This is a genomic window from Pedobacter faecalis (assembly GCF_030182585.1).
Lineage (GTDB): Bacteria > Bacteroidota > Bacteroidia > Sphingobacteriales > Sphingobacteriaceae > Pedobacter > Pedobacter faecalis.
In genome coordinates, this window is sequence record NZ_JARXOW010000001.1 from 2,139,557 (window position 1) to 2,154,740 (window position 15,184).

The 15,184-nt window shown below is 50.0% G+C and carries 11 protein-coding genes; 6 read left to right on the plus strand and 5 right to left on the minus strand.

Annotated elements, in window-relative coordinates; translation table 11 throughout:
- The first annotated feature begins 12 nt into the window (after positions 1 to 12).
- Complete coding sequence (locus QEP07_RS09655; RefSeq protein WP_285009855.1) at positions 13 to 1,143, plus strand: beta-1,2-mannosidase; 1,131 nt, start codon at positions 13 to 15, stop codon at positions 1,141 to 1,143.
- The gene (locus QEP07_RS09660; RefSeq protein ID WP_285009857.1) at positions 1,140 to 2,054 is read left to right on the plus strand and encodes an EamA family transporter; all 915 of its coding nucleotides are present in this window, start codon (positions 1,140 to 1,142) and stop codon (positions 2,052 to 2,054) included. The genes QEP07_RS09655 and QEP07_RS09660 overlap by 4 nt, the downstream gene beginning before the upstream one ends.
- On the opposite strand, the gene QEP07_RS09665 is transcribed toward QEP07_RS09660, so the two are convergent.
- Entirely contained in the window at positions 2,044 to 2,457 is a 414-nt protein-coding gene (locus tag QEP07_RS09665) for a response regulator (protein ID WP_285009860.1), read from the minus strand. The genes QEP07_RS09660 and QEP07_RS09665 overlap by 11 nt on opposite strands.
- Complete coding sequence (locus tag QEP07_RS09670; RefSeq protein WP_285009863.1) at positions 2,454 to 3,902, minus strand: sensor histidine kinase; 1,449 nt, start codon at positions 3,900 to 3,902, stop codon at positions 2,454 to 2,456. Before QEP07_RS09670 ends, QEP07_RS09665 begins: the two co-directional genes overlap by 4 nt.
- 163 nt (positions 3,903 to 4,065) lie before the next feature.
- Here QEP07_RS09670 and QEP07_RS09675 point away from each other — a divergent pair, with 163 nt between their 5' ends.
- Positions 4,066 to 5,394, plus strand: coding sequence for a vanadium-dependent haloperoxidase (locus QEP07_RS09675; protein ID WP_285009864.1), 1,329 nt, complete (start codon positions 4,066 to 4,068; stop codon positions 5,392 to 5,394).
- A 48-nt stretch (positions 5,395 to 5,442) separates the two neighbouring features.
- The gene (locus QEP07_RS09680; protein WP_285009865.1) at positions 5,443 to 7,263 is read left to right on the plus strand and encodes a PAS domain-containing sensor histidine kinase; all 1,821 of its coding nucleotides are present in this window, start codon (positions 5,443 to 5,445) and stop codon (positions 7,261 to 7,263) included.
- 1 nt (position 7,264) lies between these two features.
- On the opposite strand, the gene QEP07_RS09685 is transcribed toward QEP07_RS09680, so the two are convergent.
- The gene (locus QEP07_RS09685) at positions 7,265 to 9,442 is read right to left on the minus strand and encodes a TonB-dependent receptor (RefSeq protein WP_285009867.1); all 2,178 of its coding nucleotides are present in this window, start codon (positions 9,440 to 9,442) and stop codon (positions 7,265 to 7,267) included.
- Positions 9,443 to 9,646: 204 nt separating this feature from the next.
- On the opposite strand from QEP07_RS09685, the gene QEP07_RS09690 reads away from it, so the two are divergent.
- Both QEP07_RS09690 and QEP07_RS09695 read left to right on the plus strand, forming a co-directional pair.
- Entirely contained in the window at positions 9,647 to 9,835 is a 189-nt protein-coding gene (locus QEP07_RS09690) for a hypothetical protein (protein WP_285009868.1), read from the plus strand.
- 32 nt (positions 9,836 to 9,867) lie between these two features.
- Positions 9,868 to 11,463 (plus strand): alpha-amylase family glycosyl hydrolase, encoded by a 1,596-nt coding sequence (locus tag QEP07_RS09695; RefSeq protein ID WP_285009869.1) that lies wholly within the window; start codon positions 9,868 to 9,870, stop codon positions 11,461 to 11,463.
- Here the strand turns inward: QEP07_RS09695 and QEP07_RS09700 are convergent.
- Both QEP07_RS09700 and QEP07_RS09705 read right to left on the minus strand, forming a co-directional pair.
- Positions 11,460 to 13,082 carry a gliding motility protein RemB gene (locus QEP07_RS09700; protein ID WP_285009871.1) on the minus strand — a complete coding sequence of 541 codons (1,623 nt, stop codon included), beginning with the start codon at positions 13,080 to 13,082 and terminating at the stop codon, positions 11,460 to 11,462. The genes QEP07_RS09695 and QEP07_RS09700 overlap by 4 nt on opposite strands.
- An 11-nt stretch (positions 13,083 to 13,093) precedes the next feature.
- Positions 13,094 to 15,043: a polysaccharide biosynthesis protein gene (locus QEP07_RS09705; RefSeq protein ID WP_285009872.1), complete on the minus strand. Its 1,950-nt coding sequence runs from the start codon at positions 15,041 to 15,043 to the stop codon at positions 13,094 to 13,096.
- Positions 15,044 to 15,184 lie beyond the last annotated feature (141 nt).

The window sequence follows — 15,184 nt, forward strand, 5'->3', positions numbered from 1 at the left end:
TATCTTGACGGGATGAACCTGAATATAATTTTTAAACCTGTGCTCGCGCTGCTCCTTACCGTAGCAAGTGCGGGATGTACTACTCAAAAACTCACGCAGCAAAGCGGCAACTGGACCATGACGCCGTTTGTCCGCGGCGGCAGCGCGCCGGTTATCTTACCCGACACGACTACCGTATTTCCTGATCCGATGTCGGGAAAGCCGGTACATTGGGAGGCCAGCGACACCTTTAATCCGGCTGCGGCCGTAATGGGCGATAGCATCTACGTGCTGTACCGCGCGGAAGATATGTCGGGCATCGGGATAGGCAAGCGTACTTCCAGGCTTGGGATCGCTTCGAGCGCCGATGGCATCAGCATGAGGAGAGACAGCAAACCGGTGCTTTATCCGGCCAATGACGACCAGAAGGAAATGGAATGGCCGGGAGGCTGTGAAGACCCCAGGGTAGCGCGGACTGAGGATGGCACTTTTGTGATGTTATACACGCAGTGGAACAGGAAAGTGCCCCGACTTGCGGTAGCTACATCAAAGGATTTGCGAACCTGGAAAAAGCACGGGCCGGCATTTAAGCGTGCGCATAACGGACGGTTTGCCGACATGGCCAGCAAATCGGGCTCGGTGGTTACGCGCTTGAAAGGCAACAAGCAGGTGATTACCAAGGTGAATGGCAAGTATCTGATGTACTGGGGCGAACGTTTTATTAACCCGGCTGTATCGACCGACCTGATCAACTGGGAACCCTTGCTAAATGAATCGGGCAACCTGCTCCATATCGCTAAACCCAGAAAAGGTTATTTCGACAGCGATCTGACGGAATGCGGTCCGCCTGCTGTGATGACCGACAAGGGCATTCTTCTTTTATACAACGGCAAAAATTCGGGGGGCGAGACCCGCGACAAGCGCTACACAGCGAATACTTATGCTGCCGGGCAGATCCTGTTCGATTCCAAAGATTTTACAAAAGTGCTGAACAGGCTCGACGAGCCTTTCCTGGTCCCGAGGGAAGCCTACGAGAAGAGCGGTCAGTACCCCGCAGGCACCGTTTTTATTGAAGGCCTGGTGTACTTTAAGAAGAAATGGTTCCTGTATTATGGCTGTGCTGATTCGCGTGTTGCCGTGGCAGTATTTGACCCGGCGCAATGAACAACTGGTTCCGATCCCTTGATCTTAAGGTTATTTTAGCCTTTGCGGCTGTATATATTATCTGGGGGACGACCTACCTGGCGATTAAGATCGGTCTGGAAGATTTCCCCCCTTTTCTGATGGCGGGCTTTAGGTACGTGGTTGCCGGCTTGCTGCTGGCGGTTATTTGTGTGGTGCGGCGACAGCAACTTATTGATAATACAGTGTGGAGGAATATCCTGCTGGGGGCGGTGATGCTTACGCTGGGTCAGGGTGTGCTGTTCTGGGCCGAGTTGTATTTGTCGTCCGGACTTACCGCGGTGCTGGTGTCTACACTACCTATCTGGTATATTGTGGTTGACCGCAAAAACTGGAAGGGCTATTTCAACAGTTGGCTTACTTTTGCCGGCATTGCGCTGGGACTCGCGGGCATATTGTTACTATTTAAGGATCAGCTTTCGGGCGGCTCGGAAGACGGGACGATGAAGCTGATCGCCTCGCTTACTGTGCTGGGCTCTTGCTTAAGCTGGGCGGTGGGCTCAATTTATTATAAGAACCATGCGCAGGCTGGCCGCCTTTTCCCGGATGTGAGCTGGCAGTTGCTGGGCGGCGCGGTGGCCTGCCTGCTGGTGAGTCTGTTTGCCGATCCGCTGGCCTCGTTTAGCTTCAGCCAGGTATCCCTGCGCACCTGGGCTGCCATCAGCTATCTGGCCGTTGCGGGTTCGGTTGTCGCTTTCACCGCCTCGTACTACCTGCTGTCTGTACGGCCACCAGCGGTAGTGGGCACCTATGCTTATGTAAACCCTATTATTGCGGTGCTGCTGGGCGTATTGGTGGCCAATGAACATATCTCTGTAAGCCAGGTCCTGGGCATCGCCATTATCCTGGTAGCGGCGTACTTGTCGAACCGCGCAAAGCTTACTAAGAGTTGATGTCGTTATTGTTCAGGGTTTCCAGCATCTCTACCAGGTGTTCTTTGGATATGGGTTTGACATAGAAACGCGACACCTCACGGTACTGCGCGGCCCGAAGGTGGTCTTGCTGATCAATAGAGGAACTAACAATGTAGATGGTTATTTTCTTATTGGGCTTGAATTTGGTGAACTCGTCGAGAAACTGCCATCCGTCGAGCACCGGCATATTCAGGTCTAAAAGGATAACCGAGGGCAAAGATTCGGGCGATTCAATTATGGGTTTGAGGTATTTGAGTGCATCGAGACCATCGTTGAAAACAAGTACGCCTTCACAAAAATCCATCAGCTTCATTTGTTTACTCAACAAATAGGTAAACATCCTGTCGTCGTCGATCAGGCATGCAATATCAATTTTGCTCATTCGTGTGTGTATGTGTGGGTGTTGATTTCCATGGTAAATTTGGTTCCTTCTCCGGGCTTGCTCTCCGCATGGATCCTTCCGCCCATGGCTTCGACATGGTTTTTGACGAGAAAGAGCCCCATGCCGCGCGCGTCTTCGTGTTTATGGAAGGTCTTGTACATTCCGAACAGTTTATGCCCGTGCAGCTCGAGGTCGATGCCCAGGCCGTTGTCGCTTATGCTGAGTTGGATGAAGGAATCGGCTAGTTCCGCGCATATGGATATTTCGGGCTTGCGTTCTGGGTGCTTATATTTTAAACAATTGGTAAGCAGGTTGATGAGGATGCTTTCGAGGTAGGCCGGACTGTAATTAATGACCAGCGCAGGATCTATCTGCAGGTCTACTTTTGCCCTGGCGGCGCGGAACGAGGGGCCGAGTATTTCCATGACGCGCTCTACCTGCTGCCGGAGGTGTAGTTCGGCAACATCGGCCTGACCTTTGTCGTGAATTTTAACGACCTCATTAAGATGGTTGAGCGTTTCAAGGAGATTGTTGGCATTAATGTCGAGCATCTCCACAAGTTTAATTCTTTCCTCTTCATCTTGTTCTTCGGAGATCATGCTCGTCATCATCCGGATGTTGCCCGTGTGAGAACGTAGATTATGGGAAATTATATGCGCAAAATTCAACAGCCGGGCGTTCTGATCGCGGATGGTTTCCATGTTGCGTTTCCGCTGGGTAATGTCTTTAACCTGCGATACGAAATACAGGGGGTTACCGGCCGCATCGCGCACAAGCGATACACTAAGCAGGGCCCAGATAAGGACGCCATTGGCGCGGTAGTAGCGCTTTTCCATGCTGTACCGCTGTATCTTGCCGTTGAGCAGCAGGGTCATTTGCCGAAGGTCGGAGTCGAGATCTTTCGGATAGGTAAACTCCTGGAAGGTATGGTTCATGAACTCCTGCTCGTTATACCCCAGCAGCTGGCACAAACTCTCGTTTACTTTGATCCAGTGGCCCTCGGGCGATACCAGTGCCATGCCTATAGGCGCGTGATCGAAAGCTTCAGAAAACCGCTTTTCCTTCTCCTGGAGCTCGTTGAGCAGCCTGACGTTGTCGGTGATATCTTCGATGGTTCCGTAAATACGTTCGCATGCACCGCCTGCGATCTGGCTCTGCACGCGCAGCCTTATCCATTTCTGCTCATTACTTGCTGTGCTGATCTCAAAGGTGCCGGTATGTGGCTGGCCCGATCGCATGGCCTCGTCGAGGATGGCGCGGATCCGGGCCGGGTCTTTATAAAACATGATCACCTCGTCCATTGCAGGCGTCTCTGCGGCTTCAATTTCGAATATTTCCCGGATGATCTGGTTCCAGTAGGCTTCTCCGGTCACCAGGTTTCGCTCCCATATCCCCAGGCCGGCGAGTGGCGTTACGCGTTCATAAAGTTCCAGTTTGGTCGGCATCTTGAAGATCGGTCAGTTGATTGACTGCTCCAATGCAAAATCCTTGCCGATTATCGGGGATTGGGGCGGCTCTACTGATTTGAGGAAACCCAATTGCGGGTAGAAGATTTTTTGTTCGGTATTCACGCCTAAATATATAACTTAGCAGTAACCAAACATAACCATGAAACACTTTTTACTATGCGCAGCGCTGCTGCTTTGCCTGGGCAGTTGCAAGAGGGAGGGCAAGTATCCTGAACTCACCAACAAAGATATTGCAGGTGTGCTGGAGCAAATGACCCAGCTGATGATCCACGATGTATCCAACCCGCCGCTTGCTGCGCGTTTCTATGCATACTCGTGTATTTCGGGCTATACCGTGCTAAGTTTAAATGACTCTTCGGTGGTGTCGCTGAAAGGAGTATTCAATGAATTTCCCGAGATCAGCAGTCCGCCCGACTCCGGTGCTTACTCAACCCAGCTTAGTGCAATATTGGCAATGACGGGAACGGCTAAGCGGATGCAGCCATCGGGAAAGAAATTTGATGTATTTGAACAACGTTTCCTGGATTCGTGTCGCAGACTGGGCTTCCCGGAGGACGTGATAACCCGCTCGCAGTCGTACGCCACCCAGGTGGTAAAGCAGATCATGGGCTATGCAAAGAAGGACCGGTATAACCGGATCAGCAATTATCCGAGGTATACGCCGACAACCGATGAAGGCAGCTGGCACCCTACCCCACCTGCTTATTTTGCGCCGGTTGAGCCCTACTTTAATACGGTGAGACCTTTCCTGATCGATTCGGCAGAGGCTTTTAAATCGGTACCCCCGGTGCCTTATTCGTCGGATAAAAATTCGGAGTTCTATAAATTGCTTATGGCCAACTATATTGATGGGGGCTCGGGATTAACCCAGGAAAACCGCGAGATTGCGGCTTTCTGGGATTGCAATCCTTTTGCGCTGAAGAATGAGGGTCACCTGATGGTGGGCTTGAAGAAAATTTCGCCGGGAGCACACTGGGTAGGCATAACGGGTATAGCCTGCCAGAAGGAGAAACTCAGCTTCGCGAAGACGATGGAGATCTATACGATCGTGGCCGCTGGTTTAACGGATAGCTTTATCAGCTGCTGGGATGAGAAGTACCGCAGCAACAGGATACGTCCGGAAACGGCCATCAGGCGACTGATAGACAAGAAGTGGAAGCCTATGCTGCAAACGCCTCCCTTTCCGGAGTACATGAGCGGGCACTCGCATATTTCGGCAACCACGGCTGCGATCCTGACTTATTACTTTGGCGACAACTACAGCTATACGGATGATGTGGAGGAGCCTTATGGCTTGAAGCCAAGACGTTTTACTTCCTTTAACGCTGCCGCGAAAGAAGCTGCCATGAGTCGGTACTGGGGCGGCATCCATTTTATGGACGGCATTATAAATGGTGTGAACGTAGGCCGGGCTATTGGCGAGCATATTGTTGGGGAATTGAAGACCAACGGAATTAAGCCGATTTAGTCGATCAAGAAGGATGTACCGGGAATTTGCTATCTTTGGCCGCCCCCAATGATCACCTCAGATATGTTTTCCGGCGAAGACCTGCTGCTGCAACTGTTTAACCAGTCGGCCAACGAAACGGTTGTTTTTAACAGCCGCGACTTGAATATCCTATATGTAAATGATGCCATGCTGGCCAGGTGGAACCATCAGCGAAGCCTCGTAGGACAAAAGCTGGCGGAGGCTGTTTCCGGTCAGGTAAGCCCGGAACTTTTGTTGAGGCTACAGGATGCATGGGACACGGGGCTTCCTTTAAATGAGGCTGGTCTTTCTGCTATACCTTTTCCCGACAGCCTGGGACGGACGTCTTTCCTGGTGCTGACTTTCAATGCTGCTGCGGAAATTCCTGAACATATTAAACATTATAACGATAAACTTGCGGAGAGTGAGGCCCGGCTGCAATCTATTTTTGAGCGGTCGCCCGTTGGCATTTCTGTATTGACTGGGCCTGATCATATCATAGAGCAGGCCAATGAAATGATCTTGAAGATATGGGGGCGTACGGCTAAAGAGGTGTTGGGGAAGCCGCACCGTATAGCCCGCCCGGAACTGAAAGGACAGCCCGTATATGATTGGCTGGACGAGGTGCTCCGGACAGGCGTAAAACGGGTTAACAGTGAGTTCAGGGTAATGCTGTATGACAATGGGGGTTTGCGGGAGGCCTATGTAAACTCTGCTTATCAGCCGCTTAAGGATGCTTCGGGAAATACCACTGGTGTACTGGTTATCCTGGACGAAATCACCGATATGATTAAGGCCAGGCAGGAGGCCACGAAGGTAAAGGAGATGCTTAACCTGGCCATGGAGTCGGGCGAGCTTGGCGCCTTCTATTACGACCCGGCCAATAACCGGCTTTCGGGCAATGATCTGCTAAAATCCTGGTTTGGGCTGGGCCATGCTGAACACCTGGCGCTGGAAACAGCTACAGCTGCCATTGCAGACGAGGACCGTGACCGTGTTGATGCTGCTATACGACGTGCACTGACCCCGCAGTCGGGAGGCAACTATGAAATTGAATATACCATTATCCATCAACTGACAGGCGTACCGCGGATGGTGCGCGCAAAGGGCAAAACCCTTTTTGATGAGAACGGTAATCCGCTGAGCCTTAACGGTACCTTGCAGGATATTACGGAAAGGAAAAAGGACGAGCAGCGCAAGGATGATTTTATCGGGATGGTAAGCCATGAGCTGAAAACACCACTTACTTCTTTAAATGCATACCTGCAGCTTTTACAACGGAGCGCACGGAAAACGGAAGATGCCTATGCGGAAGGGTTGCTGGAGAAATCTGGCCTGCAGCTGAAAAAGATGACCAGGATGATCAACAGTTTTTTGAACATATCGCGACTGGAAGCGGGCAAACTGCACCTGGATCCGCAGGAGTTCGATTTGAGTGCCTTGGTGTCTGAGCTGGAGGATGAAGCGAATACCATGTTCGACAGTCACCAGTTCATATTCGATCCGGGCCCATCGGCCATGGTGCTGGCCGACAGGGATAAGATTGGCCAGGTGATCAGTAATTTCTTGACGAACGCGGTGAAATATTCCTTAACCGGCACCCGGGTGGAAGTGACCTGCAGGGTAAGCGGCGGCAAAGCTACGGTTAGGGTGAAGGATGAGGGCTTTGGCATTAAGCCGGAGGACTTACCACGAATTTTTGAACGCTATTTCCGTGTGGAAGATACCAACAAGTTCGGCGCCTCTGGCTTTGGCATTGGCTTGTACCTCTGTGCGGAGATTATTGAAAGGCATGACGGCCACATCCGGGCCGAAAGCACATTAGGCCAGGGCTCGGCCTTTTCGTTTGACCTACCCCTGGCACGTTAGTCTACAACCTTATTTTTAGTCCGCCGTTGACCACGAATCCATCCAGCGGCGCATAAATGTCCCGGAATACGGGGTTGGAAACGCTGCCGGTATAAATGCTGTCGAACCGTGTTTGCCTGGTGTCCGTAAAGTTCTCAAAGTTGATGTACAGCGAGAAGCGCTCCCATAGCCGCTCGGCCATAAATCCGAAAATCCAGTAGGGTTTGCCCGTGGCGCCATCGTTCAGGTTTTGCCTGCTGAAGTAATAGGCTTCTGCACCCAGCTTCCACTTTTCATGGGCTTCGTACATGAGTATATTGTTGAGCCTGTGTTTGGCCGTGAGCGGATTAGGGCGGAGTTCATCGCCTTCATGGATCTTGGCATCGGTGAGACTATAGCCAAGGAACAGTTTAAAATCTTGATAGCTGAGCTTAACGTTCGTTTCCATCCCCCGGGTATCGATATGCCCCGCAGCATTGATGAAGCGGTAGTTGCCCCCAATTTCCTGCTGCATGAGGAGCGGGTGATTCAGAAAGGTGTAGAACAGCATGTGGTTGATACTGAAGGCTACCTGGTCGCCAAACAGGGCTGTGCGATAATTGATGTCCCAGTTTGCACCGTAGCTTCTCTCCAGCTTATTGACATCGGTGGAAATAGGCAAGACATGCTGGTATTGGATGCGCTCACTCTCTTCTGTGAATATAGTGGGCGTCTTGTATCCAAGTCCGCCTCCAAGCCGGGAATTCAGCCGGTCGCTGATCTTAAACAAGGCAGAGAGCCGGGGCAACACAACAAAGCCGTAGTCGACCACGTAATCGCCACGCAGACCTGCTTCGAGATCAAGCCAGCCTGAAGCTTTCAGATTCTGCTGTATAAAAGCCCCTGCGGTGGTTTGCCGGTAATTCCGGAGGTCGACCGCAGTAGGCCTGTTTTCGTTAAAATGGTCGGTCAACAGGTTGACTCCTGCCACCCACTCCAGTTTATCGCCGGAGGACGTATAGCTGGCTTCGGTAAAGGTGCCGTACTGACTGCCATCGAATTCATAACCGGGAACCGTGATTTTGCGATTGAAGTAGCTGAAGCTGTTTTTAACGTTGAGGTGTGACTGCTCCCCTATCTGATGGTCAAGATTGAACTGCGTAGATGCCCGGTCGGATTTGTTCCGTTCGAAAAAGCTGTGCGTATCATCGCCCTTGCCTTTAACGTAATGGACATCGCCGCCGCTGCGTGTTTCGAAACTGCTGTTGATGCCAAAGTTCAGAGATGTACGGTTGGACAGGTACAGGAACAGTTTGGGGTTAAAAGTGTACCGGGCAAATTCGGGAATAGCGGTGAGGTCGATATTGGCCGGATCGTAAGGCTTATTACTGTTTCGCGCCGCAAAAACCGTAAGACCGGCTTTTCCGAACTTTTGTGAAAAGAATCCATTCACATCGATTCCCCCGGCAGATGTTCCATTCAGATGGAAATTCAGCTCGCGTTCCTCGCCAGGTGTCTTGCTGATGAGGTTGACCAGACCGGCTATGGCCCCTCCACCATACAAAGTGGAGGAAGAGCCCTTAATAACTTCGACCTGCCGAAGATCGAGGGGCGGAATCTGGAGCAAACCTAGTCCGCTGGCTGCCCCGGAATAAAGTGGGAAGCCGTCTTTCAGGATCTGGGTATACCGGCCATCTAGCCCCTGGATGCGTATGGATGCGTTGGCACTTGTGGCCGAGGTTTGCTGGGTTTGTATGCCGGTACTTTCGCTCAGGAGCACCCGGATGTCGCCGGGCTTCATGTTCGATTTTTCATCGAGTTCTTCACCGGCGATGACTTCGATGCGTGTGGGGATATTGGCTATGGTGCGACTGCTCCTGGTGCTTGACACGACCACGGCGTCGAGTTCTTCCCCTTCGGCGGGCTGTAAGAAAATGACCTGTGTGGCATTGCCGCCCGGGGCTATGCTAAGCGTGTCGGTTTTCGTTTCATAGCCGATCAGGCTATAGCGAATCTGATGTATTCCTACGGGGAGAGCAGCGAAGGTTAGGGTACCTTCCGCATTGGCCGCAGCTTGCAGTTTAAGTTGAGGCAGACTTGCAGTGGCGCCGGGCAGGGCCAGCTTCGTCTCTGCGTCCTTTAATTGTATGGTTATACTGTTCTGTGCGGAGGCATGCATAGCAAATGCCGCTGCAAGAAACAGCAGGATGTATCTTTTCATTGATGTAAATTGTGTCTGACGACGGTTTAAGAAATGCTTTATTAACTGTGGTTCTTAAACCATCCGCGGAGGCTGCCAAACGGCACCGCTGATACGCACCGGGTAACCGGTATCGGTAAGGGTGTGGGCCTGCTTTAGAGGTTGAGGGCTGGCGATGGGCTCCAGGCATCGGGGCAGGAGTACTGAAAAAGGGTGGTGCCCGCAGTGACAGAAGGAATTGCAGGTATCGCTTGTATCCTGATGCCCATTGTCTGTTCCCTGAGCGAGGCTGAAGACGGTTTCATCAGTGACGTCCGCACGAGTTTCTTCCTCACAGAGGTCGAACCCCGAAAGGAATACAAGGATGGTCATGATGACGGCCAGCGCTTTCATATCACGAAGTTAATAAGTTAACACAATAAAATACTAAGGTTTGTTATTCGGATATGAAAAAAGAACTTTGGTGGAAGACAAGCGTGATTTACCAGATCTATCCGCGATCGTACCAGGACAGCAATGGCGACGGGGTTGGTGATTTAAAGGGGATTATTGAGCGGATGGACTATGTGCAATGGCTGGGCGTTGAGGCAGTTTGGCTTTCGCCGATCTATCCTTCGCCGATGGCCGATTTTGGCTATGATATTTCTGATTACCAGGACATCGATCCGCTGTTCGGTTCTCTGGCTGATTTTGATGAATTGCTGGAGGCGGTGCATAGCCGTGGCATGAAGCTGATCCTGGATTTTGTACCTAACCATACTTCGGACCAGCACCCCTGGTTTCTGGAGTCGCGTTCTTCACGAGATAATCCGAAGCGCGACTGGTATATCTGGCAGGATGCAGCGGCCGATGGTGGGGTTCCGAACAATTGGCTGGGTGTGTTTGGTGGCAGCGCCTGGGAATGGGACGAGGTGACAGGTCAGTACTATTATCATGGTTTTTTAAAGGAGCAGCCCGACCTGAACTGGCGTAACCCGGAGGTGCGCGAGGCTATGCTGAATACGCTTCGCTTCTGGCTCGACCGCGGCGTGGATGGCTTCAGGGTGGATGTGATCTGGTATATGATTAAGGATGCTCAGTTGCGCGATAACCCGGTGAATCCGGATTATAACGAGTATATGCCGACGTACGACCGACTGCTTCCGGTTTACAGTACGGATCAGCCGGAGGTGCATGAAGTGATCCGCGAGATGCGTGAACTAATGGATAGCTATGAGGAACGAATGATGGTTGGGGAGGTTTATCTGCCTGTACACCGTCTGATGACCTACTATGGTGTGGACAACAAGGGTGCCCATCTGCCCTTTAATTTCCAGTTGATTTCCCTACCCTGGGATGCGATGGTGATCGCAGCCGCTATTGATGAATATGAGGGGGCTTTGCCTGCTGATGGCTGGCCAAACTGGGTGCTGGGCAATCATGACCGTCCGCGCATAGTAAGCCGGATAGGTACAGACCAGGCGCGTGTTGCGGCGATGTTGCTGCTGACTTTGCGTGGTACGCCGACGATGTATTACGGTGATGAAATTGGCATGCGGGATATCCCGATCCCTTTTGATGAAGTGCAGGACCCGCAGGGGCTGAACATGCCCGAGAAGAATTTGAGTCGCGACCCTTGCCGCACACCTATGCAGTGGGATGACTCCAACAACGCTGGCTTTAGCTCCGGCAAGCCCTGGCTGCGTATAGATTCGCGCTATGTGCGGAATAACGTAGAATTGCAGCGGAATGATCCTGACTCCCTTCTTTCCTTATACCGAAAGCTGATTGCGCTAAGGCAGCGTGAGCCTTCGCTTGTACTGGGTGTTTATACGCCGGTTTTTGCTGATCAGCAGATGATTGTTTATTTGCGCAGCTATGACGGCAGTGCCTCATTTTTGGTGGCGCTTAATCTGAGTCACAGGCCTGCGTATTTCCGGCCAGTTGAGCGTCAGTATTCGGGCGTTGTTGTGGTGTCGACCAATACGGAACTGGAAGGCACAAGGGTGTCGGGCAGTTTGAGTTTGGCGGGCGACGAGGCGGTTGTGGTGAGGTTGGATTAGAAATCCTGATACAGATTTCTAAATGTGCTTCTTAAACCAAAAGTAATGAGCTGCGTGTTCTGCGTACCGATAACATCGGTGCTTTCCCTTCTGTATACACCACCAAGTTCGAAGCGAAGATTATACTTTGGATTGAGCAGGTAGGAGGCTTTTACTTCAGCAAAGTACAGGTTGGTCTTTAAGCCCTGACCTACCCTGCTGCCGTAGTCCAGCGATCTGGTTTCATAGCTTTTAAAGATGTCCTGTCCGAAGTTTTGTCCCTCGCGATCTAATCCGTAACGTGCGTACATGAGCTGGCCCTGGAGATCAAATCGCCGATAACTGTAGTTCATGATACCCAGAACCTCTCTGAAATTGGCCCCCAGCGGGTGAGCCAATGGCTGATTGTATGCCGAGTAATTTGACAGCCGGTTAAAGTGCGCATAGGTATAAGGCCTCACGGTGTTGAATTCTGCCAGGTAGTTGAGATTTTCTACGTTGAACAGATCTGAGCCCCTGAATCCGATCTGTGCGGCCCATTTATTGGCCCAATATCCTTTGTTGCTAAAGAATTCGCTGGCGGTGAATTCGTCGAACATGAACTGTCCGTACACGGCGGTTTTGGGTGTGACTTCGTATTTGGCGTTGAAACCCAGACGCATTTTGTCGGGTGATGGTGCGTTTGCACCCTCTACAGCTCTGAGAAATACGAACGGGTGCGCATAATTAAAGTCGAAACCACGCTTTCCTTCCGGTTCAGCATCAGCCCAGGTCACTGCTTGAAAAAAACCAAATGAAAGCCTATTACTTATATTCCAGTCTAAATAATGAATCGCGGCCCATTTCCCGCGGTATCCAAGTCTCCTATCGTTTGTTAAAAGGGGAGCTCCTGGATCTAACATGTAGCCCAGAATGGTTTGGTATTGAACATTGCTTAGTGTGGCCCGTACTCTCAGGAAGGAGTAGTTTGCCGCTACATCTGAAAGCAGTAGTGACCGGTAGCCGTCGCCAATAAAGTTCTTGTCGTATCCCAACGAAAGGCTTAAGTATTTATTAGGTGTGAAAGACAACAAGGCAGTCGCATATGACCAATCTTCAACTTCTCCCCAGAATTTCCCGGTCATCTCGCTAGGGACAACTTGGTTAGCATTGATAAAATCCTTCAGATAATTTGCAAAAACACCCTGATTTTCAAAAACATTAGAATAGAAGGAAAATTTACTGCCTACGGTCCCGCCTATTTGCACACCCCTGGTGTTTTTCCAGACCGTTTCGCTTTCGTTAAACTCTCGGCCGATTTGAAAGTCGGCCAGGAAATCTGCATAAAAAGTATAGTCTGTATCCCTTACCTGAATGAGGTGTTCTTCCGCAAGTTTCCTCCAAAGCCAGGAACGCTGGTTCATGCTATCGGTACCCATTTTCATGAGCTGTTCATAGCGCGCTCTTAATAGTGGTTCGTCGGCATAGAAGCCCTTTATGGAACTATGCAATCGAGACTCCGTATCGTAAACCTGTTTGTTGAGCTTTTGATAGAACTGAAAGTTATACGGGATGATCTGGTTAGGGGTAGCCGGTTCCTGCGCAAATGACGATAGGGCTTGCGACAGCAGAAAAGGGATAACAATAAGTATTCGCTTCATTCGGTAATGGGCTAAGACTGTGCTTCTGACAGTTTATAGTCTAATTCTTCAAATTTGGAATTCTGGCTCTTGTACTCCTGTACAAGGCTTTTCATCTTGGACACTACTTTGTGGTCGTCGCCTGCTCTGGCCGACTCTATCAATGAGCCAATGGCTACTTGTACATCCTTAAAGTCGTATTCGCGAACCCGCCCGATCATAATCTTTTCATGATGGGTAGGAAGGGTATTCTCATTGTCGTTGAGCAGTTCTTCGAACAGTTTTTCACCTGGCCTGAGTCCGGAGAATTCTATTTTAATATCTTCATGCGGCGTAAGCCCGGCCAAACGTACCATCTTTTCGGCCAGATCAATGATCTTAACCGATTTACCCATATCAAACACAAAGATCTCACCACCTTTTCCCATACATCCGGCTTCGAGAACCAGGCGGCATGCTTCGGGTATCGTCATGAAATAACGGGTGATCTCAGGGTGTGTAACGGTAATTGGTCCGCCTTTTTCAATCTGCTGCTTGAAGCGCGGTATAACGGAGCCGTTAGAGCCCAAGACATTTCCAAACCTGGTGGTAATGAACTTAGTGATTGGCTTTACGTCCAGATCGTTGATGTAGCTCAGTCCGTTTGAAAAGATATACTGTTCGGAATTGAGGGAGTTATTGAGCGACTGCACATAGATCTCTGCAATACGTTTGGATGCACCCATAACGTTTGTTGGGTTGACCGCCTTATCCGTAGAGATCATCACAAATTTCTTCACCCCGTATTTAACAGACTTATCGGCTATGGTTTTCGTCCCGTAGACATTCACTTTGATGGCCTCGCAAGGGTTGTCTTCCATCATAGGCACATGCTTATATGCGGCAGCATGATATACGTAATGTGGCTTATACTCCGCAAAGAGTTTGTCCATGCGTTTTTCATCGCGCACATCGCCGATAAAGCAGTGGAAGTTTTGCCCTTTGTAGGTCTCCTGCAGTTCGAGATACAGCTCATGCAACGCAGATTCATTCTGGTCGTTCAGGATAACCAGCCCCACTTCAAAGTTCATCAGCTGTCGGACGATCTCACTGCCTATAGAGCCGGCGGCACCGGTAATGAGAATACGTTGCTTCTTAAGTTGTTTCCCAATCCCGTCTATATCAATGTTAATTGACTTGCGATTCAGGAGATCTTCAATATTGATGTTCTGGATTTGCGCTGTTTGCAATGTGCCATTAATCCATACGTCCGGAGGAGGAATGTTAAGTACTTTGATTCCTTGTGCCAGGCACAAGTCAACAATCTGATTTTTGCGTTCGATCGGGATTGTATATGAAGCAAAGATAATTTCGTCTAACTCGTGTTCAGCAATAAGATGGGTGAGATTTCTTGCACTTAATATCTTTACCCCATCAATGGATTTGCCTACCTTTCGCTCATCGTCATCAACGTAGGCAACAATATTCTTATTAACTTTATTATCGTGATCAAAGGTTCGCTTGGTTGCTACCCCGGCTTCTCCTGCTCCGTAGATCATTACCCTCACCGTATCTAACTTGAGGTTTTTGATATACATGAAAAAGTACTTGACCAGAACCCTGTATGTGATAAGCAGCAAATAACAAAACAGGCCATTGATAACCAGCATACTGTTAGATATGTATGGCGCATGACCAAAAGCTACTGCTGCCATGTTTACAAAGAAAAACAGTCCGTTGCTGATGATTATCGCGAAAAGAATTCTAATACTGTCCTGCGCACTGGTATAGCGGATAATACCGGTGTAGGTTTTTACGTTAAAAAATACAATGATATTTGCCAGTGTAGTGATCAGGACATTGCGACTGAACTCCGTGTAGTTGATATCGCTAAGATCAAAGTTGTGCCTGATTGCATAAGCCATCGTGAAACCCAGACAGCAAAAGATCAGGTCTAGTGACAATATGATCCAGCGGGGTACAATATTTAGTTGACTAAACAAGGGCTTTAATTTTTGTAAATATATAAACAATTTTTGTGCTATTATGTAAACGCAGTTGAATAGCTATTCGCTACAACCTGATTTACAGCGCAAATCGTAGTTTCAAACGACCGCAACCAGTCTCTTCTTTAAAAAGTTATA